The sequence below is a fragment of the Chitinophaga varians genome (assembly GCF_014529945.1).
Classification (GTDB): domain Bacteria; phylum Bacteroidota; class Bacteroidia; order Chitinophagales; family Chitinophagaceae; genus Chitinophaga; species Chitinophaga varians.
In genome coordinates this window covers 354,305-370,874 of record NZ_JACVFB010000004.1, presented here as the reverse complement: position 1 = coordinate 370,874, position 16,570 = coordinate 354,305, and the positions used below count along the sequence as shown (strand labels likewise).

Sequence of the window (16,570 nt, the reverse complement as noted above, 5' to 3'; positions counted from 1 at the left end):
TGCATATTATCTCAGATTAGGGTTTATATCCTGTTCACTTTGCGGCACGGGCCATTTTTCATCGGTCCCGGCGCGGAAAGCTTTGGTGGTGACGAACCAGCGGCCGTAAGGGTCTACGGTAGTCCCTTTCTTGCGCAAATTTACTGCGCCGGGGAATGGTGCGCCATAAAAATCACCGTTCATCACCTGAGCGATAGTGCCCCAGCGGAGCAGGTCCCAATAACGAAGTCCTTCGCAAGCTAGTTCATTTCTGCGTTCACGGCGCAGGACCACACGCAGCGCCACCGGATCGGTGATCGTTACCCGCGGCATGCCAACGGAAGCACGGCCTCTCACCTGGTTGATGGTAGCGTCCAGCAGTGCCTGATCGATAGGCTCACCGCCTTCCAGCTTAGCTTCGAGGTAGCTGAGCAGCACTTCTGCATAACGGACCACCGGCATATCGATACCGGAATTCTGTAAGTCGCCGGAGAAGTTATCCGGCAGAAACTTACGGATGCAATAACCGGTACGCGTAGCCTGGCGGGTGAGCGTGAGCTGGTCAACTGATTTGGTGGAATCCGGATGAGAGATATAAGTACGGCCGTTGAATGTCTGCATATTATAGAGGACCGTGTAGGTCAGCCGTGGGTCACGGTCCTGGCCGATATCTTTTGGATTATAACGGGGATCTGTAAACGAAAAAGGCGTACCATCTTTAAACTCATAATTTTCCACGAGGCTGCCGAGCGGGTTTAGCAGATGCCATCCGCTGTTGACAGCCGGGAAGAAGTGTTGCAACATCCCGTTGGGCACCAGGTTAGGCACGTACTGGATGGCGAAGATCAGTTCTTTGCTGCTTTCGTTGGTACCATCGAAAAGGCTTTTATAGTTGGGATCGATGATATTGTCGTTATAGTCGATGATGGTTTTGTAAGTCGCAGCCGCATCGCTGTACTTTTTCTCAGCCAGTTGCAGGCGGCCCAGGAAGGCCAATGCAGCCTGTTTGCTGGCACGGCCTCTTTCTGTGCCGGCGAGGTCTTTAAACCTCGGCAGATCGGCGGCCGCAGCGGTCAGCTCCGATATTACAAAATCCACGAGCTGCTGTTTGGTCGCTTTTTTCACGGTATTCGCTTCTTCCACCGTCATGGTTTTGGTGGTCAGCGGCACACTGCCAAAATACTGGGAGAAATAAAAGAAGACGGCCGCCCTGATAAAACGGACTTCTGCCGTCATCCTTTTGATTTTATCGGGAGATGCCGGTACCCGGTTAACGTTCTCCAGAAAGTAGTTACAGCGGGCAATGCGGGTATAGCCGGCGGTCCAGTAATTACTGACCTGGGAGTTGGTCGTTGTCATGCCGCCATTGGTCATTTTGCTGACATCAGAGTTATCCCCTCTTCTGTCATAGAGATTATCGGTAGACATGTCCAGGAACACCAATCCCACATAAGACCACCAGTCTGACAGGCTGAACTCCGTGCCTCCGGCAATATTTCCCCGGTACACCGCTGCCAGCGCCAGCATCGCATCGTCTTCCGACTTCCAGAAGTTCTCATTGGAGAACTGCGACAGCGGTGCTTTATCCAGTTTTTTGCTGCATCCGCTGCCGAGCATTAACAACAGGCAGGCGGCTATTATATATTTGTAAGGTACGCGCATTTTTCAGTCGTTTGAAGATTAGAAACTAACATTTACACCGAGCGTATAGTTACGCAGAATGGGATAGTAGGCGCCGCCGGAATTAACTTCCGGGTCCCATCCCTTACGGTAACGGCTGAACGTAAATAAATTCTCTGCTGCCAGGCTAACCCGTAGTCCGTCGATGCCTATACGCCGTGTAACGGCCGGGGCCAGCGTATAGCCCAGCTGTATGTTTTTGATACGGAGATAGGAACCGTCCAGCATCCAGTAGGAAGACACAACGGTGTTACCGGTACCGGTGTTAGGCACCAGCTCCATACGCGGGTATTTGGCGTTACGGTCAGGGTTTTCCGGCGTCCAGCGTTCATCGAACTGCCAGCGTTGTACCGTGGCCGTATTGTTCAGCGCGATACCAGCGTAACCATCCAGGTAACCTTTCACGCCTGTTACGCCCTGCATCAGCACATTGAGATCAAAATTGCGGTACTTGCCACCCAGGTTCAATCCGAAGGTATACCGCGGGATACGGCTACCTAATATCACACGGTCATATGCCGGTGTGATCTTACCATCCGGTTTGCCATCAGGCCCACTGATATCCTTGTAACGAATGTCACCCGGCTTCTTCTGAGAGCCCAGCGCCGACTGGTCGGCCCAGGAGGCTCCTTCATTGGCATCTACAAACAACCCGTCAGCCACATATCCATAATAAGCGTTCACCGGATAACCAATAAACAAGGGCGTAGTGGCACTTCCATTGCCCACCAGCCCATTGGGTTGTAACACATTGCCCACACCCAAATCCAGTATCTTATTATTGATGATGCTGAAATTACCATCGATATGATAACTGAATTTGCCCACTGTATGATGATGACCGAGGGTGAATTCCCAGCCGGTATTTTTCAGTCTGCCGGAATTCTTTAGTCCTACTGTAAAGCCCAGTACGCTGGACACGCTGCCGGCAGGACTGACGAGGATATCATACGTGTATTTGTCGAAATATGTAGCGCTACCGCTGAGCAATCCATGCAGCAGGGTAAAGTCCACCCCCACGTCCGTAGACCGGGTAGACTCCCAACGGAGCGTAGGATCTGCGAGATTCACCAACATCACGCCGGTAGCCACCTGATCACCGAAGCTGTAGTTGTACCTGGTACCGGTGTTCAGGATGTTCTGCCAGCCGTAGTTAGCGATGTTCTGGTTGCCCAGCGTACCGCGGGAAGCCTTTAGCTTCAGTTCATCCACCCATTTAATATTATTTTTTATAAATGGTTCCTCTGAAATCCGCCAGCCTACTGCCATAGCAGGGAAGAAAGCGTATTTTTTGGTAGCGGGGAAACGGGAAGAGCCATCATAACGCAGCACACCTTCGGCGAAATATTTGCTATTGAAGTTGTATTGCAGGCGGCCAAAGAAGGAAGACAAAGCCCAGGCGGCAGCGCCGCCATCGTTGGTCTGCCCGTCGGCCGATCCCAGATTGATAGATGTTAATGAATTGCCGGGGAAGTTTCTGCGGAAGGCACTCACAGAGTCTACCATCGCCTCTTCAAAAGAGTAACCGGCCAACAGCGTAAAGTTGTGTTTATTGAACCGTTTATTGTACTCCGCCAACGCCTGCATGGTTTTATAATTAGCGTTGCGGGAACCCTGGTTTAATGTAGACGGTCCTAATGTATTATTGGCATTGAGATACTGCGTGGCGAGGAAACGTTTGTTATCGCCGTAGTTGATGTAGCCGCCGCCTACAGCAGAAAGCTTCAGGCCTTCTATCACGTTCCAGTCCAGTCGCAGGTTACCATTCAGGTCAATGCCTTTTTCTTTATAGAAAGATTCACTTTCCAGATTGGACACCGGTGTGCCTTTACCGTTGATGCCCACGCCCCAGTCGCCATTGCTCATGCGTATAGGATATATCGGCGAATAACGCACCACCTGTCCGATCATATCGAGCATGTTGTTATAATCCAGTGTTGCGGGAGGTGCCGGTTCATTCGTCGTGGACAGGGAAGATGCGATGCGGGTAGTCAGCTTCAGTTTGCGGGTAATATTGGTGAGCATGTTCAGGCGCACATTGTAGCGGTCGTAGTTGTTCCTGGCCACGATGCCGTTTTGCCGCATATACCCGAAGGAAAGCTGGTACTGGTTGACCTGGTTACCATTGGCCAGCGAGATATTATGCCCTGTTTGCAGGCCGTATGGCTTAAAGAAGTCTTTGTAGAAATTGGAGTTGGGGTAGTTGTCCGGGTTGGTGCCATCTTTAAACAGCTGTATCTCGGCTGGTGAATACGAACCAGGCACCGCTTCATTCATGGCCTGGGCATACTCCCATGAGTTGACCGACTGCGGCAGGGCCGTGGGTTTCTGCGTACCTACGTAACCGTTATAGTTCAGTTTCAGTTTACCGCTGGCGCTGCCCGATTTGGTGGTGATGAGTATTACCCCATTGGCCGCTCTGGCGCCGTATATAGCGGCAGAAGAGGCATCTTTCAGCACGGAGACGGCCTCTACATCGTTGGGATTTACATCGTTGAAGGAGTTGACCGGCATCCCATCTACGAGGATGAGTGCACCGGGGCCGGCACCGAAGGAGCCTACGCCGCGCACCTGTATTTCGCCACCGGCGGCGCCGGGCCTGCCGGAGCGCTGTATCACCGTAACGCCGGGCATCTGGCCGGTCAGCGCGTTGGACAACTGTGGCACCGTTCTGTTATTGACTTTCTCCGCGTTGATCTGCGATACCGATCCGATGAGCTGTGATTTTTTCTGGGTGCCGTAACCTACCACCACCACTTCGCTGATGGCGCTGGCCTCCGGGTGTAATACCACGTTGAGCGTAGTGCCCTCCCCTACCTGCACCGTATAGGGTTTGTAGCCCAGGATGGTGAACTTCAGCGTTTCACCGGCAGTAGCCCTGATCACAAAAGCGCCTTTCGCATCGGTGATGATGCCGCGTGCCGTGCCTACTACGCCGACAGATACGCCGGGGATAGGGTTGCCCTGTTCATCTTTCACCGTGCCGTGGATATCTGCGGGCACAACTGCGTTGGTACCCGGGGTGGCCGGCGGTTGCGGCTTCCGGGACACAACAATCATTTTGTCTTCGATCGTGAAGGTAAAGGGCTGGCCTTTCAGGCAGGCTGCGAGCACTTCCTGAATAGTGGCTTTGCTGAAATCGGCATCTATGGCCGACGATGTTTTCAACTCCCGGTAATCATAAAAGAACCGGTAGTTACTTTGTTGTTCGATGGCCCTGAAGACTTTTTCCAGTGGCATTTTCTTTCCCGAGATACTGATTGACTGGGAATAGCCGATGGCATTTACCTGTAAAAAGGCGACCAGTAGCAGCAGTGCTGTCAATTTCATAATAAGCAGACTTTTAGTGACTAAAAGCCCCTTTGGTGGCGAAGCTTTTGCATAACGAAGGGAATGCATACATTTGTTGTGTTAGGGAATTAAATAATCAATTGATCTTAGCGGAAACATTGGTTGATAATCTCCCGGCAATAATCCACCAGGGGCGGGTCCAAGCGCTCCTGGTTTTTTATTTTCCGGGCAGTTCATTGTTCACGGGCTTTTGTTCATAACTGCCGGTTTTGGTTGATGTTTTTCTATTAAGAGACGACAATAATTTTCCTTCCTTCCACTCTAAAATGCACATGACTTAACTCCAGCAGGCGCAGTACTTTCGACAGTTTTTCCTGCCGGCTGATAGTGCCTACAAATTCACGGGCGGTGGGTGTACCTTCGTAGGCGACCTCCATATCGTACCAGCGGGCCACCTGCCGCATGACAGTCTGTATATCTGCCTTATCAAAAAAGAAATAGCCGTTTTTCCAGGCCAGCACTTCCTCTACATTGGCCGGCACTACTTTAAACGTTGTGGCGTTGTTGTCCAGCACGCCCTGATCTCCGGGGCGGATCACGGTATTGGCATTACCTTTCACCAGTTTCACCGACCCTTCGGTAAGGGTAGTCCTGATGGCCTGTTCATCACTATACCCTGCGATGTTAAAGTGGGTGCCCAGCACTTCCACGGCCATACCACCTGCTTTTACGCGGAAAGGCCGTTTGTGTGTGCCGCCGCCTTTCGACGGGGCTGCGATGCTGGCAATTTCAAAATAAGCTTCCCCATGGAGTTCCACCTCGCGGCTATCATCCCGGAAGGCAACCGGGAAACGCAGCGAGGAAGCGGCGTTGAGCCACACCTTGCTACCATCGGGCAGTATCACCTGATACTGGCCGCCTCTGGGCGTGGCGATGGTGTTGTACAATATTTTCCCGGAAGCCGCCTCTTCTCCGGCATAGGCCAATTGGCCGCTATTGAGTTTGATGACTTTCACCGCTCCCTGTTGACCGATCATTCCATTCGCCGCATCGTCGAGCACTACGGTGCTGCCATTGGCCAGGGTGAGCACTGCTTTGTTGCCTCCCGGCGCAATATCGTGCTGCGCCAGCTGCTCTGGCTGTGCGGCTGCATCCGTGGCCGTATGCCGCGGATGCAGGAAATACCATCCGGCAGATAGTATCCCCACCAGCACGGCTGCGGCGGCGGCATACCGCCACCAGCGCACGACCGGCCGGGGCGCGTTTTCCAGCGCCGCGATCTTCTCCCGGACCTGCGCCAGTAGCTGCCTGTCCGGCTCCGGGGTCACCGGCGCCTGTAGCACCACCTGCTCGTAGCGGTCCATCAGCGCCCGATACTGCTCCTCCGGTAAAGACGACATGTATTGAGATAAGGCCTGTTGCTCCTGCTCCGTCAGCGTAATGCCGCCGGCAAATTTCTCCAGTAAGGCTGTGATTTGTTCCTGTTCCATCATGCTGTTAACCATAAGACTGACAGGAATCCGGAAAGGACACCTGAAAAAAAATATTTTTTTAAAATTTATTTGAGAGAGGTGAAAAGGAGGGTGAGCACGACAGCATCGAGGCCGGCATGTTTTTTCAGGTACGTCTTAACATCACGCACCGCTTCATATAGTTGTTTCTTTACCGCAAACTTGGAGATATTGAGTTCGATGGCGATATCATCGAGCGAAAGGCCACCTTCATTACGGAGCAGGAAAATACGGCGACGCTGCGGCGTAAGTCCGTCGATGGCCCTGCGGGCAATTTCATGGTATTCGTTGAACTGTACTTTTTCCTGTACATCAAAGTGCGCTTCCGGCTGCTGCTGTAACAGTATATCACGGGCTTTGGATTGCCGTGCTACCGCCATGCGGAGGTCGTACAGCCTGTTTTTGGCCATCATAAAAAGATAGGCCTGCAACGACTGCACCGTGACCAGCGTTTCTTTCCTCAACCACAGTTTTACAAAAATATCCTGGACCACCTCGTCGGTGTCCTGCCTGGAAAACCCCGTCAACGGAAAGACAAACAGGAACAGTTTTGGTTGGTAATGTTCGTACAGCCAGGTAAATGCATCCTCGTCTCCCGCCGCCAAGCGCTCACATATGACAATTTCTGATGGCACGCTATTCATGTAGCTTCGATCATTGTTCCCCGTAAAACTAAGGAGTTCTCGCAAAGGCGCAAAGCAGCAAAGACGCAAAGAATAAAAAGAAAACAAAGAAAAAATAAGAACCTCAGATAAAACAATATCGGATTCTGAGATATTATTATTAATCAAATATTTACAACGAATTGATTTACATGTTTATAAATTAGTATTCTTCGATCAACCTTCACGTATCCTTCACCTATCCTATACGTATCTCTTTGCCGCGCCGCTTAAAATAAATGCCCTGCCCATACTTTTTGCTCATGCCTCGAACGAACCTGAAAAACAACGTAGCCCAGGGCTTCAGCTTGGGGGGATTGAAATAACAAGGGCCGACCATTTGGTCAGCCCTGTCATCACTATCGTTGGGAAGCAAATTATTTTGATGTCATCTGCGCCACCCACCGGGTAATGAGTGCTACGCCTTCCTTGTGGATCACGGTGCGGGCCAGTTCGGGCATGGCGGTACCCGGCTCTGTGCTGTTCATGCGATGTACCAGTATGGAGTGCATCGGATCACCGGGGATCACGTCGTAGTCCAGCCCTCCGGCGCCACCGCCGGCAGATACCGGCTGCTTCATGATACCGAGTTGATCGTGGCCGGTCTGCTCATATTCGAGGAACAGGCCTGTATTAAACGCATCGCCGCCTTTGGTGTGGCAATGCGCGCAGTTCACATCGAGGTAGGCCCGTGCGCGTTGGTCGACGGAATAGTGCGTACTGTCTTTCCAGTCGGGCAGCTGCGGCACATCTTTCAACGCCGGCAATCCCTGGAGCAGGCCTGCGGAGGCCCACTGCTGCAGCTGATTGGACGGCTGTCCGGCCAACGTAAAATTGAGGTTGCGTGCCTTCGGACCGATAGGCGTCAGCACACTGTTATTGATGTGGCAACGTTTACAGTCATTGGTATTGGGCATCTGATAGGTCGTGGAAATTTTCTCTCCGTTATCGTCCAGCAAAGTGATGGGGATCTTTTTGCCCAGTATCCACTTCACGGCATCTGTCTGCTGATCGTTCCAGAGATAGTTCATCACCTTCCAGCCTTTGTCGGCCGGGTCTTTGAACAACAACCGTGTTTCTATCATCACCTTCTTGTGTTCCGGACTGGTATAGGCGAAATTTTTGATGATAAAAGTAGAATCCGGGAAATCCAGCGCGCCATGGGCGGTATACTTCGCGGCCTGTCCTTCCGGCAGCACCACAAAACGGTCTTTCACCGCATAGTCGGTAAACAGCGGCGTTGACAGTTCATAATGTGTCACTCCTTTACGGGGGGTAAGCGCTTTCAGATCGCCGGTAAAAAATCCATAATCAGACAGTTTTTCCTTAAACTGAAAACCAGCATGTGCCTGCCCCGCAGGTTGCTGCTGGCAGCTGTTGAGCCAGGCCAGCAGTGAAACAAACATCAATAACAGCAAACAAGGCTTCCTCATCTCGCTAAAAAATTAAAAACAAATATTGGTGAGCGACATCCGAAAATCAAAAAATCGAAAATCAAAAAATCAATCTACTACTTACATACAAACGGTGTCACATCCGTATCAGGACGCCATTCTTTAGTCCCCATTTGTAATGCGTGTACATTCACAAACAGGTTAGGTTGTTTCTGGCTGATGCAGATGGAATCGGGATTAGCGGCGGCACCTTTTGTGAGCACGTTACTCGTGATACCGTCGTAGGTAATGAAAGGCAGGCGGGCGTTTTTACGGGCAGGATCCTGCGCGTTCAACTGTTGTTCAAGCGCAACCAGTATTTTACCGGTATGATGCTCATAAACAGCTGGTGGAAAGCTGTCGCCCACCTGCATTTCATTGTCATGGATGCGAATGTTCTTAGGTATAGGGTCATAGTGATCATTCATTTTAGCGCCCGCATTAGGATCAATAAAAAATCCGGACACCACGGAGATAGCGCTGGAATTATTGTTGAGGATGCGGTTGTTGTACAGTTCAATATCGGAAGCCGATAATATCACCACTCCACTGCCGGGAGCGGCATTCCCCACGCCCCAGGTAGACCCAAAACTGCCTGCCTTTGCGAAGTTGCGCTCGTTGTTGTCATGGAAATGGTTGTTGTATGCTTTCACATGTCCGCCGCGCTGAGACAGGTCGGGCAGGTCAAAAATGAGGAAGCCGGCCGTGTTGCCATAGAAGTCGTTATTATACACCTGTGCGTTGGAAGTGTTTTCAATTTCACAACCTGCCACGTTTTTGTAGGCTTTACAGTTACGCACCACCGCGCTGTCGGTTTGCCCTACGTAGATACCTGCGTCGGAAGCACCTTGTGCATAGCAGTTTTCTATCAGCACATTTTTACACATCACCGGATAGATAGCATATCCGCCGCTGGTGGAATCGGAGACCGACCAGATGGCGTGCAGGTAGGTGATGAACACCTTTTGGCTTTTATTTATTTTGATGAGATCCCCTTTGGAGTCTTTCAGTGTCATGCCGTGAATAGCAAAGCCGTGCACGTCTGTTACGCGGATGCCTTCCCCACCCTGGCTTTGGGAGGAGAAGTCGAGTATTGTTTTATCGGGACCGGCGCCTTCTATGCGGATATGTTTCACCTGCGCGATGCTCAGGTTATCAAACTTATAGGTCCCTTCTTTCAGGTAGATGTTAGTGCTGTCTTTGAGGGTCAGAAAAGCTTCGGCTATTTTGGTTTCATCGCCGGGGCCGAAGGTGAGTTTTGTTTTGTAGCCGTCCTTGTGTTCCTGCGACGACTGGCATGCCATCAGCAGGCCTGCCAGGGCGAGGGCCAGGATAGGATATCTGTTGTGTCGTTTCATATGATTTCCATTTTTATAAATGATTAAAATACGTTGTATGAAAAGCTGGCGTAGTACATAGCGCCGATAGCCGGGCTACCGAAGCCGTTACGGTAATACACGTTGGTGATATTGGTGCCGCCCAGTTTAATCCTGCAATGCGCCTGTAACAGCCGGTAGCTGATCTGCGCGTCTATCACGGCGGAGGCTGGCACGTTGCCTGCTGCAAATCCAATCTGATAGAAATAACCCGGACGGTAACGGAAAGTTGTGCTAAAAGCAAAACGTTCTTTGTTGCCAAAGCCGGTATTGCCAAAGTCAATATTGAATTTATAGTTCGGTGTATTAAAGTTGTTGACCTGGCTGTTGTTTCTGTTTTGGAGGAAGTCGGACGAGAAATTGATTTTCCCCATAAAATTGTGTGACATGTCTACGCCGACGCTGGCGGCGTAACCATAGGTATTCACTTTCTCCGCGCCGTTGTAGGCGATGTTGTAGGCCATATAGGTGCTGTGGTCTTTAAAGGCCGTAGGGTCGTCGGTACCGGGGGTATTGGCCACGTTCACATAGCCGATGAAGTTTTTCCAGGTAGCGTAGTAGCCGAGCACGTCTATCAGCACCCGCTTGGCGATCAGGGAAGAATAACCTAACTCGAAGGCATCAACGGATTGTGGCTTGATATCGTTGAGGGCAAATTTTTGCAGATCAGCCGGATTGTTGCTCTGCTGGTATTTGGTCACGCTTTCCAGGGTATAGGCCGGATACCGGTCAAACTGATATACGCCGTTGAGCAGTCTGGAAGAGCCGCCGGAAGCGAAGCTGTTATAGTCGACCGGGGTACTCTGCAGCGCCTGGATATTGGAAGGGAAGCTATAGGCGTTCTGGTAAGAGAAACGGATGAAGCTTTCGCGGTTGACCTCCGCTACTGCCGACGCCCTGGTGGTGATGCGGGGCTTTTCGAAGAGGGTGTTTTTATCATAACGGAAAGCGGCGCTCAGGCTGAGTTTCTCTTTCAGCACTTTTTTAGTGGCGTGGACATAAGCGCTGTATTCCGCCACATCGATAGGACCGTCGTTGTCGGGGAACAGTGTGCCTTTGGAATCGAGGCGGTACAGGCGGTAGTTGAGGCCAGCTATCAGTTCCGCGAATTTCACGAGGTGGGTAAAATTATATTGTCCTTCTACGTTATACAGTTTGCTTTTATCGAGAAACAGGGTACCTCCTTTGGAAGTAGGCAGGGAGGAGATGCTGTCTTTGAGATGTTGGAACAGCGGGCTGGACGCATCCGGCCGGCCCTGGTCCGCAAAGGCGCGGGCGATGTTGCTGGCATCCTGGTAGCTTTTACCTCCTGCCATCGCTTCCAGCAGCGCTCCGGTATATTGCGGATACCAGCCGTCGCTGGTGGCGGGGTTGAAGCTGGGCTTCCAGGCTTCGTTGATCAGTTGCGCCGTAGGACTGGCGATAATGGTATTACCGGAGTTCTCGCGGGTGGTATAGCCTCTGAGGAACCAGTGTTCCGCTTTCAGTTCCGCGCGGTACTGGCCCAGTTCGAAGTTGGTGAGGGCATAGCGGGTATCGTTGCTGTATACCGCGTTGCCTTTGCCGAAGGTGCCGGAGATAATGGCTTCCAGTCGCGGCCTGATTTTGTACCGCAGCTCTACGTTGGCCTTTAATAATTTGGCGTCGTTGCTCAGGTAGCCGTATTCCGGGTAACCGGTGCGGGCCACATAGTTGCTGCCTTTTTCCAGCAGCGGGTTGATGAGGGGCGCCAGTTCCGGCGTCTGTTGCAGCGCGGCCATCAGGAAGGGGTTGATGTCTACCGTTGTTTTGCTGCCGTACATATTTACCCCGTTGTATTTGGGGTCGGTGAGCGGGCCGCCGGGGCCGTTGGTATTAGTGGTGTCGGTGGCCATCCATTCTTTAGCCTGGATGTACTGTACGTTGATCTTGAAGGCGAATTTGTCGCTCACTTTTTTAGCCCAGCGGACGGTCCAGTCGTAGTAAGGCGATGGCCCGAAAGGATCGTTGGCTTTGCCTTTGCTGACGTGGTTCACGCCCTGGGTGATCTGGGCGCTGAGGCCCTGGTATTTGAACGGGTCTTTGCCGGTCATGACGAGGGTGCCATTGAGGCCGCGGGAGCCATAGAGGGCGGAGGAGGCGCCGGACAGCACTTCGAGGTTGTCCACATCCAGTTCGGTGAGGCCGATAGCTGTACCGAGCGGGAAGTTGAGGCCGGGAGCCTGGTTATCCATGCCGTCAACGATCTGGGTGAAGTTGGTGTTGCCGCTGGTATTAAAACCGCGTGTAGTGATGGTGGTGAAGGTGAGGCTGGAGGTAGTGACATCCACCCCTTTGAGGCCCTGTATCATATTAAAATAACTGGGCTGGGGGGAGTTGATGATTTCTTTGGTGCTGATTCGTTCGATGGTAACGGGTGATTCGATCTTCTTCTGGGTAAAACGGCTGGCGGAGACCACCACTTCGCGTCCGAGGACGGATACGGGGGTGAGCTCTATTTTCAGTGGACCGGCACTAGCGACGGTCACCTCTTTGGTTTCAAATCCAAGGGATGAAAAAACCAGGGTAACGGGATACTGTTTCTTTACAGAAAAGCGGAAGTTTCCCTGATCGTTGGTATAGTCGCCGTTAGGTGCTTCTTTCATCGTTACTGATACGGCGGGGACCACCTCTTTGGTGTCCGCATTGCGCACGTTGCCCGAGACCGTGATCTGGGCCTGCGACAGATGGATAAAACCCATCAGACAAATAATGGTTGATAATAAGACTTTGAACATCAGGGTGGAATTTAGACAGGTTGACAAAGGCGATATTACCAAAAACACCCGTGGCAACATGCCCACGGCGGCGGGTTTGGGGTGAAATCAGGCACATACGGGGCGAAATGGAATTTAGGTATTTTGAGATTTTGATATTTTGAGATTGGATGACTATTGAGGGACAGGCTGTTGGTTATTGGGCCATTTTGATGTTTTAATATTTTGTCATTTTGATATTTATGCGATATCATCAGCCGAAGGCTGACTGAAATACCGGCAGATAAGTTCCGGAAACGGGAACGGGGGTATCTTCCATTCCTTCAATCTGTAAAAAGCACTCTTTTGAATTTTTCTTAAAAAGTACCACTTTAGACAGATTGACCAGATAGGAACGATGTGCCCGGGCGAAGCCGTTGCCTGTCAGTTGTGTTTCCATTTTTTTGAGGGGCACCCTCACCAGCTCTTTGCTGATGGAACTGCCATTACGATAGAACACCTGTACGTAGTTATCTTCCGCTTTGACCATGAGTAGTTTGGCCGGATGCACCGACAGGACCGTCTTCCCCTGTTCATCTTTTATTTGCAGGCAGCTGTCGGGCACTGTTACCGGCAGCAGCGCCGGGAGGCTTACCACCGGGGAGGGTGGTCCTGGTATCTGTGACACCCTGTTTTCCAGTGACTTCAACTGCTTATATTTCTCCCGGGAGAAAAACCAGAGCAGGGAGATCATATATGGCAGGGGCATGATCAGCGCGGTATATCGCAGGGTGTTGATAAACTCGCTCCAGGTGAAGAAAAAAGTATCGGTGAGCAGCACGTCCACCATGGTCACGATGGACGCGACGAGCACGATTTCCCCCAGCAGCCAACACAGGTAGGTGGCGTTGGTGAGCCTGCGGCGTACTTTCCAACCTGCCAGCAGAAATTGTGAAATAGTGAGCCCCAGTATCCCGCAACCGGTAAATATACCGAAGAACACGACCAGGTGCAGATGTTGTCCTTCATACCACATATTGATATTAAAGGGCAGGAAAACATACATGAAACAAAAACTGAAAACACTGCAGAAAATGATCAGTTCAATCCTGTTCCGCACCGGGTCCAGGAGGCTGAAGCGGGGCTGGTCTGCGACCAGCGGGAGTGTTGGCAAACTTTTCATACCGTGGCGTATTTCGGTATTTAATATACGTTTTTTCATGCGAAACAACAAAGCAGGCGCGAAAGTAATATATTCGTTATATGCAGGAAACATTTACTCTTCCGAACTGGTACCGTAACCTTTGTTATACAGGCGCTGTGTTTATGTTGAGCCTGGGCGTCTTTGTTGCCTATGTGGAGTTCTCACAGCATAAAAGAGACAGCCTCGTTTTTATGAGCCTGATATTTATTTTTCTGGCGTGGTCCATGTATGCCTATCCGCGACTTAAACTCACGCTTAGTCCTCAGGAAGTGTGGTATACCGGAGGCTTGCGGCCGCATCATTTTCAGTGGACCGATGTTACCAGCGTAGACCTGAAGCGTGTGGGACGATACCGGGAAGTGGAACTGATTATCCGTTACGGCGGTCGTAAGTTGCGGCTGGACCGCAATTTTTACCGCAAAGAGCCTTTTCTTGAAATACTTGACAGGGTAGAACGTTATTTGCCGGCAGGTGTTTTTACATCAGGCTATCGCCGGATAAAAACAGCGATACAAGCCTAAAAGACGGGGTCCTCCCCTGCTTTCAGCTCTTTTCCTTTTTGTTGCACAGCACGGGCAAAAGCCTCATCCGGCAATGATTTGAACCCCTTCGGCGCTTTATGTGCCGGCCCTTCGTAGATACCCACAAAACCTTTATTATAGGTACGCCGGCTTACGGGGTCGGTCATACGAAAATATTGCGGGTACCATCCCTTTACCGCGCGAGTATCCTTCACTGGTAGTTGCCGCCCGGCCAGGATCCGCTCCAGCGTTATCTTTTCCACCGCTGCCGGTGAAAAAAAGTAAATCCGTTTTCCTTTCAAAGCGTTACCGGATTTAAATACGCCGGCATGATGCCATTCCGAGGCAAACGGCGTCAGCTCTGCTGCGGATATTTTCTCTTTGAATTTTTTCGTTAGCAGGCGGGCCACGTCGCCGGCTTTCAGCAGACCTTTCTCTTCCGCATCCTGATAGTTTTCGGATTTCCCCTGCCGCAGATATTGGCTCATTTTCATACCGGCAAGGTACGATTTATTTCATCGGATAACCGGCCCGGTAGTAGCCTTTGCGCACCTTTTCCAGTTTACCGGCCAGCAGCTTTTTCTGTAGCGGCAACAGATGATCGAAGTACAGGCGGCCATCCAGATGATCATATTCATGCTGGACCATTCTGGCCGTGAGGCCGGCGCAGGTCCGTACCTGCGGTTGCAGCGCAGCATCCAGATAGTCGATGGTGATGCTCCATGGGCGTCTCACCCGCGCCCAGAGGCCGGGGATACTGAGGCACCCCTCCTCGTCTTCCCAGGTCTGTTCCGAAACAGCCGTGATCTTTGGATTGATGAAGGTTTCGCGGATGCCGGCGCCATCAGGGAAAAGGGTGAGGCGTTCTTCTTCGCCCAGGTGCGCGAAGGTGGATTGGCTTTCCACGATAAACAGCCGCAGCGGCTGATTGACCTGCGGCGCTGCCAGTCCCACGCCCCGGGCGCGTTCCAGCGTCTGCCACATGTCGGCAATGAGTTGAGGGAGACCGGCCATATCTGCCGGCACTGCTGCACAGGCCGTACGCAGCACCGGATGGCCATAAGCGATAACAGGAAGTATCATGTTTTTGAGCACAAAAATGCAGCGACCCGCTGTAGCCTCGTAGTAAATATTAGACATTAATTTATTTCTCCGGCCGCATCGGCACCAGTACATTTGTAATATGCCCGTGACGCTGTACCAATACATACAAAGTCTGGATATGATCCGGCCATCTGCCGCGCTGTCGCGGCTGATCACCGGTTTTTACGTGCTGCCGGCCAGTCAGCTGCAGGAAAACTGCCTCGCCGTCAGCGACGGGATGCCCACTATCGCTTTCCTGCCGCACCCGTCCGATCAGGTCACGTTTACCACCGGTGATACCGCCACTACCCTCGCCGGCGCATGGATCAGCAGCCAGTACCTGGAAAAGACAAGGCTGCAGTTACCACAGCCACAAGGCGATTTGCTCATCATCCGGTTCAACCCCGTGCTCTTTTACCAGCGTTGGCCTTTGTTGCCGGCACGCCTGCAGCAGGGCGCCGCCTGGAGTCTCCCCGATATGCTGGGGCGCGATGGTGCCACCCTTCAGCAGCAGGTGAGCTCCGCTGCCGATCTGCCACAGAAAATACAGGCCGCAGAAGCATGGATGGCCACGCAGCTACCGGAGCAGCCGGGGCATAACGGTTTGCTCGAAGCCGCGTTTTCGTATATCTGTCAACGTAAAGGCGTGGTGACCGTGAAAGAACTAACCTCGCTATTGGGTGTCAACTACAAATGGCTGGAACGCAACTTCCGCTACTACACCGGTCTTCCTCCCAAAATGTTCCTGCGGCAGCATCGTTTTGTGCAGGCCTGTCTGCAGCTGCTGCCTCCCCGGCCAGCCGATTTTATGGCCATAGCCCTGGACCATGGCTATTACGATCAGAATCATCTTATCAAAGAGTTCAAACAGTTTACCGGCGCAGCACCCGGTACTTTTCTACAGAAAGTCATACAGTAAAGGCTTTCTACCACTACATTAAAAAAACTTGGATTTTTAAGAAAATCGTGGTTAATTTGTGGCCCCGAGCAAAAACGGGATGTAGCGCAGCCCGGTAGCGCGCTTCGTTCGGGACGAAGAGGCCGCTGGTTCGAATCCAGTCATCCCGACAAGAAGCCAGACGTATAGTAATGTATGTCTGGCTTTTTTTATTGGCT

The 16,570-nt window shown here is 51.8% G+C and carries 12 protein-coding genes and 1 tRNA gene; 3 read left to right on the top strand and 10 right to left on the bottom strand.

Annotated elements, in window-relative coordinates; translation table 11 throughout:
- Positions 1-6: 6 nt before the first annotated feature.
- The 8 genes from ICL55_RS21710 to ICL55_RS21675 all read right to left on the bottom strand — a co-directional run bounded on the left by ICL55_RS21710 (position 7) and on the right by ICL55_RS21675 (position 13,829).
- Positions 7-1,641 carry a RagB/SusD family nutrient uptake outer membrane protein gene (locus tag ICL55_RS21710; protein ID WP_188101272.1) on the bottom strand — a complete coding sequence of 545 codons (1,635 nt, stop codon included), beginning with the start codon at positions 1,639-1,641 and terminating at the stop codon, positions 7-9.
- 18 nt (positions 1,642-1,659) lie between these two features.
- Complete coding sequence (locus ICL55_RS21705) at positions 1,660-4,989, bottom strand: TonB-dependent receptor (RefSeq protein WP_188101270.1); 3,330 nt, start codon at positions 4,987-4,989, stop codon at positions 1,660-1,662.
- 248 nt (positions 4,990-5,237) lie between these two features.
- Positions 5,238-6,440, bottom strand: a complete 1,203-nt coding sequence (locus ICL55_RS21700) for a FecR family protein (protein WP_223151540.1) — start codon at positions 6,438-6,440, stop codon at positions 5,238-5,240.
- Positions 6,441-6,508: 68 nt separating this feature from the next.
- Complete coding sequence (locus ICL55_RS21695; RefSeq protein WP_223151539.1) at positions 6,509-7,096, bottom strand: RNA polymerase sigma factor; 588 nt, start codon at positions 7,094-7,096, stop codon at positions 6,509-6,511.
- A gap of 404 nt (positions 7,097-7,500) precedes the next feature.
- Positions 7,501-8,556 (bottom strand): SO2930 family diheme c-type cytochrome, encoded by a 1,056-nt coding sequence (locus ICL55_RS21690; RefSeq protein WP_188101263.1) that lies wholly within the window; start codon positions 8,554-8,556, stop codon positions 7,501-7,503.
- A gap of 77 nt (positions 8,557-8,633) precedes the next feature.
- Positions 8,634-9,914 (bottom strand): parallel beta-helix domain-containing protein, encoded by a 1,281-nt coding sequence (locus ICL55_RS21685; protein WP_188101261.1) that lies wholly within the window; start codon positions 9,912-9,914, stop codon positions 8,634-8,636.
- A gap of 23 nt (positions 9,915-9,937) precedes the next feature.
- Positions 9,938-12,688: a TonB-dependent receptor gene (locus tag ICL55_RS21680; RefSeq protein WP_188101259.1), complete on the bottom strand. Its 2,751-nt coding sequence runs from the start codon at positions 12,686-12,688 to the stop codon at positions 9,938-9,940.
- A 232-nt stretch (positions 12,689-12,920) separates the two neighbouring features.
- Complete coding sequence (locus ICL55_RS21675; protein ID WP_188101257.1) at positions 12,921-13,829, bottom strand: LytTR family DNA-binding domain-containing protein; 909 nt, start codon at positions 13,827-13,829, stop codon at positions 12,921-12,923.
- A gap of 80 nt (positions 13,830-13,909) precedes the next feature.
- Here ICL55_RS21675 and ICL55_RS21670 point away from each other — a divergent pair, with 80 nt between their 5' ends.
- The gene (locus ICL55_RS21670) at positions 13,910-14,371 is read left to right on the top strand and encodes a hypothetical protein (RefSeq protein ID WP_188101255.1); all 462 of its coding nucleotides are present in this window, start codon (positions 13,910-13,912) and stop codon (positions 14,369-14,371) included.
- On the opposite strand, the gene ICL55_RS21665 is transcribed toward ICL55_RS21670, so the two are convergent.
- On the bottom strand, positions 14,368-14,865 hold the full coding sequence (locus tag ICL55_RS21665) for a hypothetical protein (RefSeq protein ID WP_188101253.1): 498 nt from the start codon (positions 14,863-14,865) through the stop codon (positions 14,368-14,370). The two genes, ICL55_RS21670 and ICL55_RS21665, sit on opposite strands and share 4 nt — an antisense overlap.
- Positions 14,866-14,881: 16 nt before the next feature.
- Positions 14,882-15,454: a peptide deformylase gene (gene def, locus ICL55_RS21660; RefSeq protein WP_188101252.1), complete on the bottom strand. Its 573-nt coding sequence runs from the start codon at positions 15,452-15,454 to the stop codon at positions 14,882-14,884.
- 100 nt (positions 15,455-15,554) lie between these two features.
- Here def and ICL55_RS21655 point away from each other — a divergent pair, with 100 nt between their 5' ends.
- Positions 15,555-16,373: an AraC family transcriptional regulator gene (locus ICL55_RS21655; protein ID WP_188101249.1), complete on the top strand. Its 819-nt coding sequence runs from the start codon at positions 15,555-15,557 to the stop codon at positions 16,371-16,373.
- A gap of 75 nt (positions 16,374-16,448) precedes the next feature.
- A tRNA-Pro gene (locus ICL55_RS21650) sits at positions 16,449-16,522 on the top strand.
- Positions 16,523-16,570: the final 48 nt, after the last annotated feature.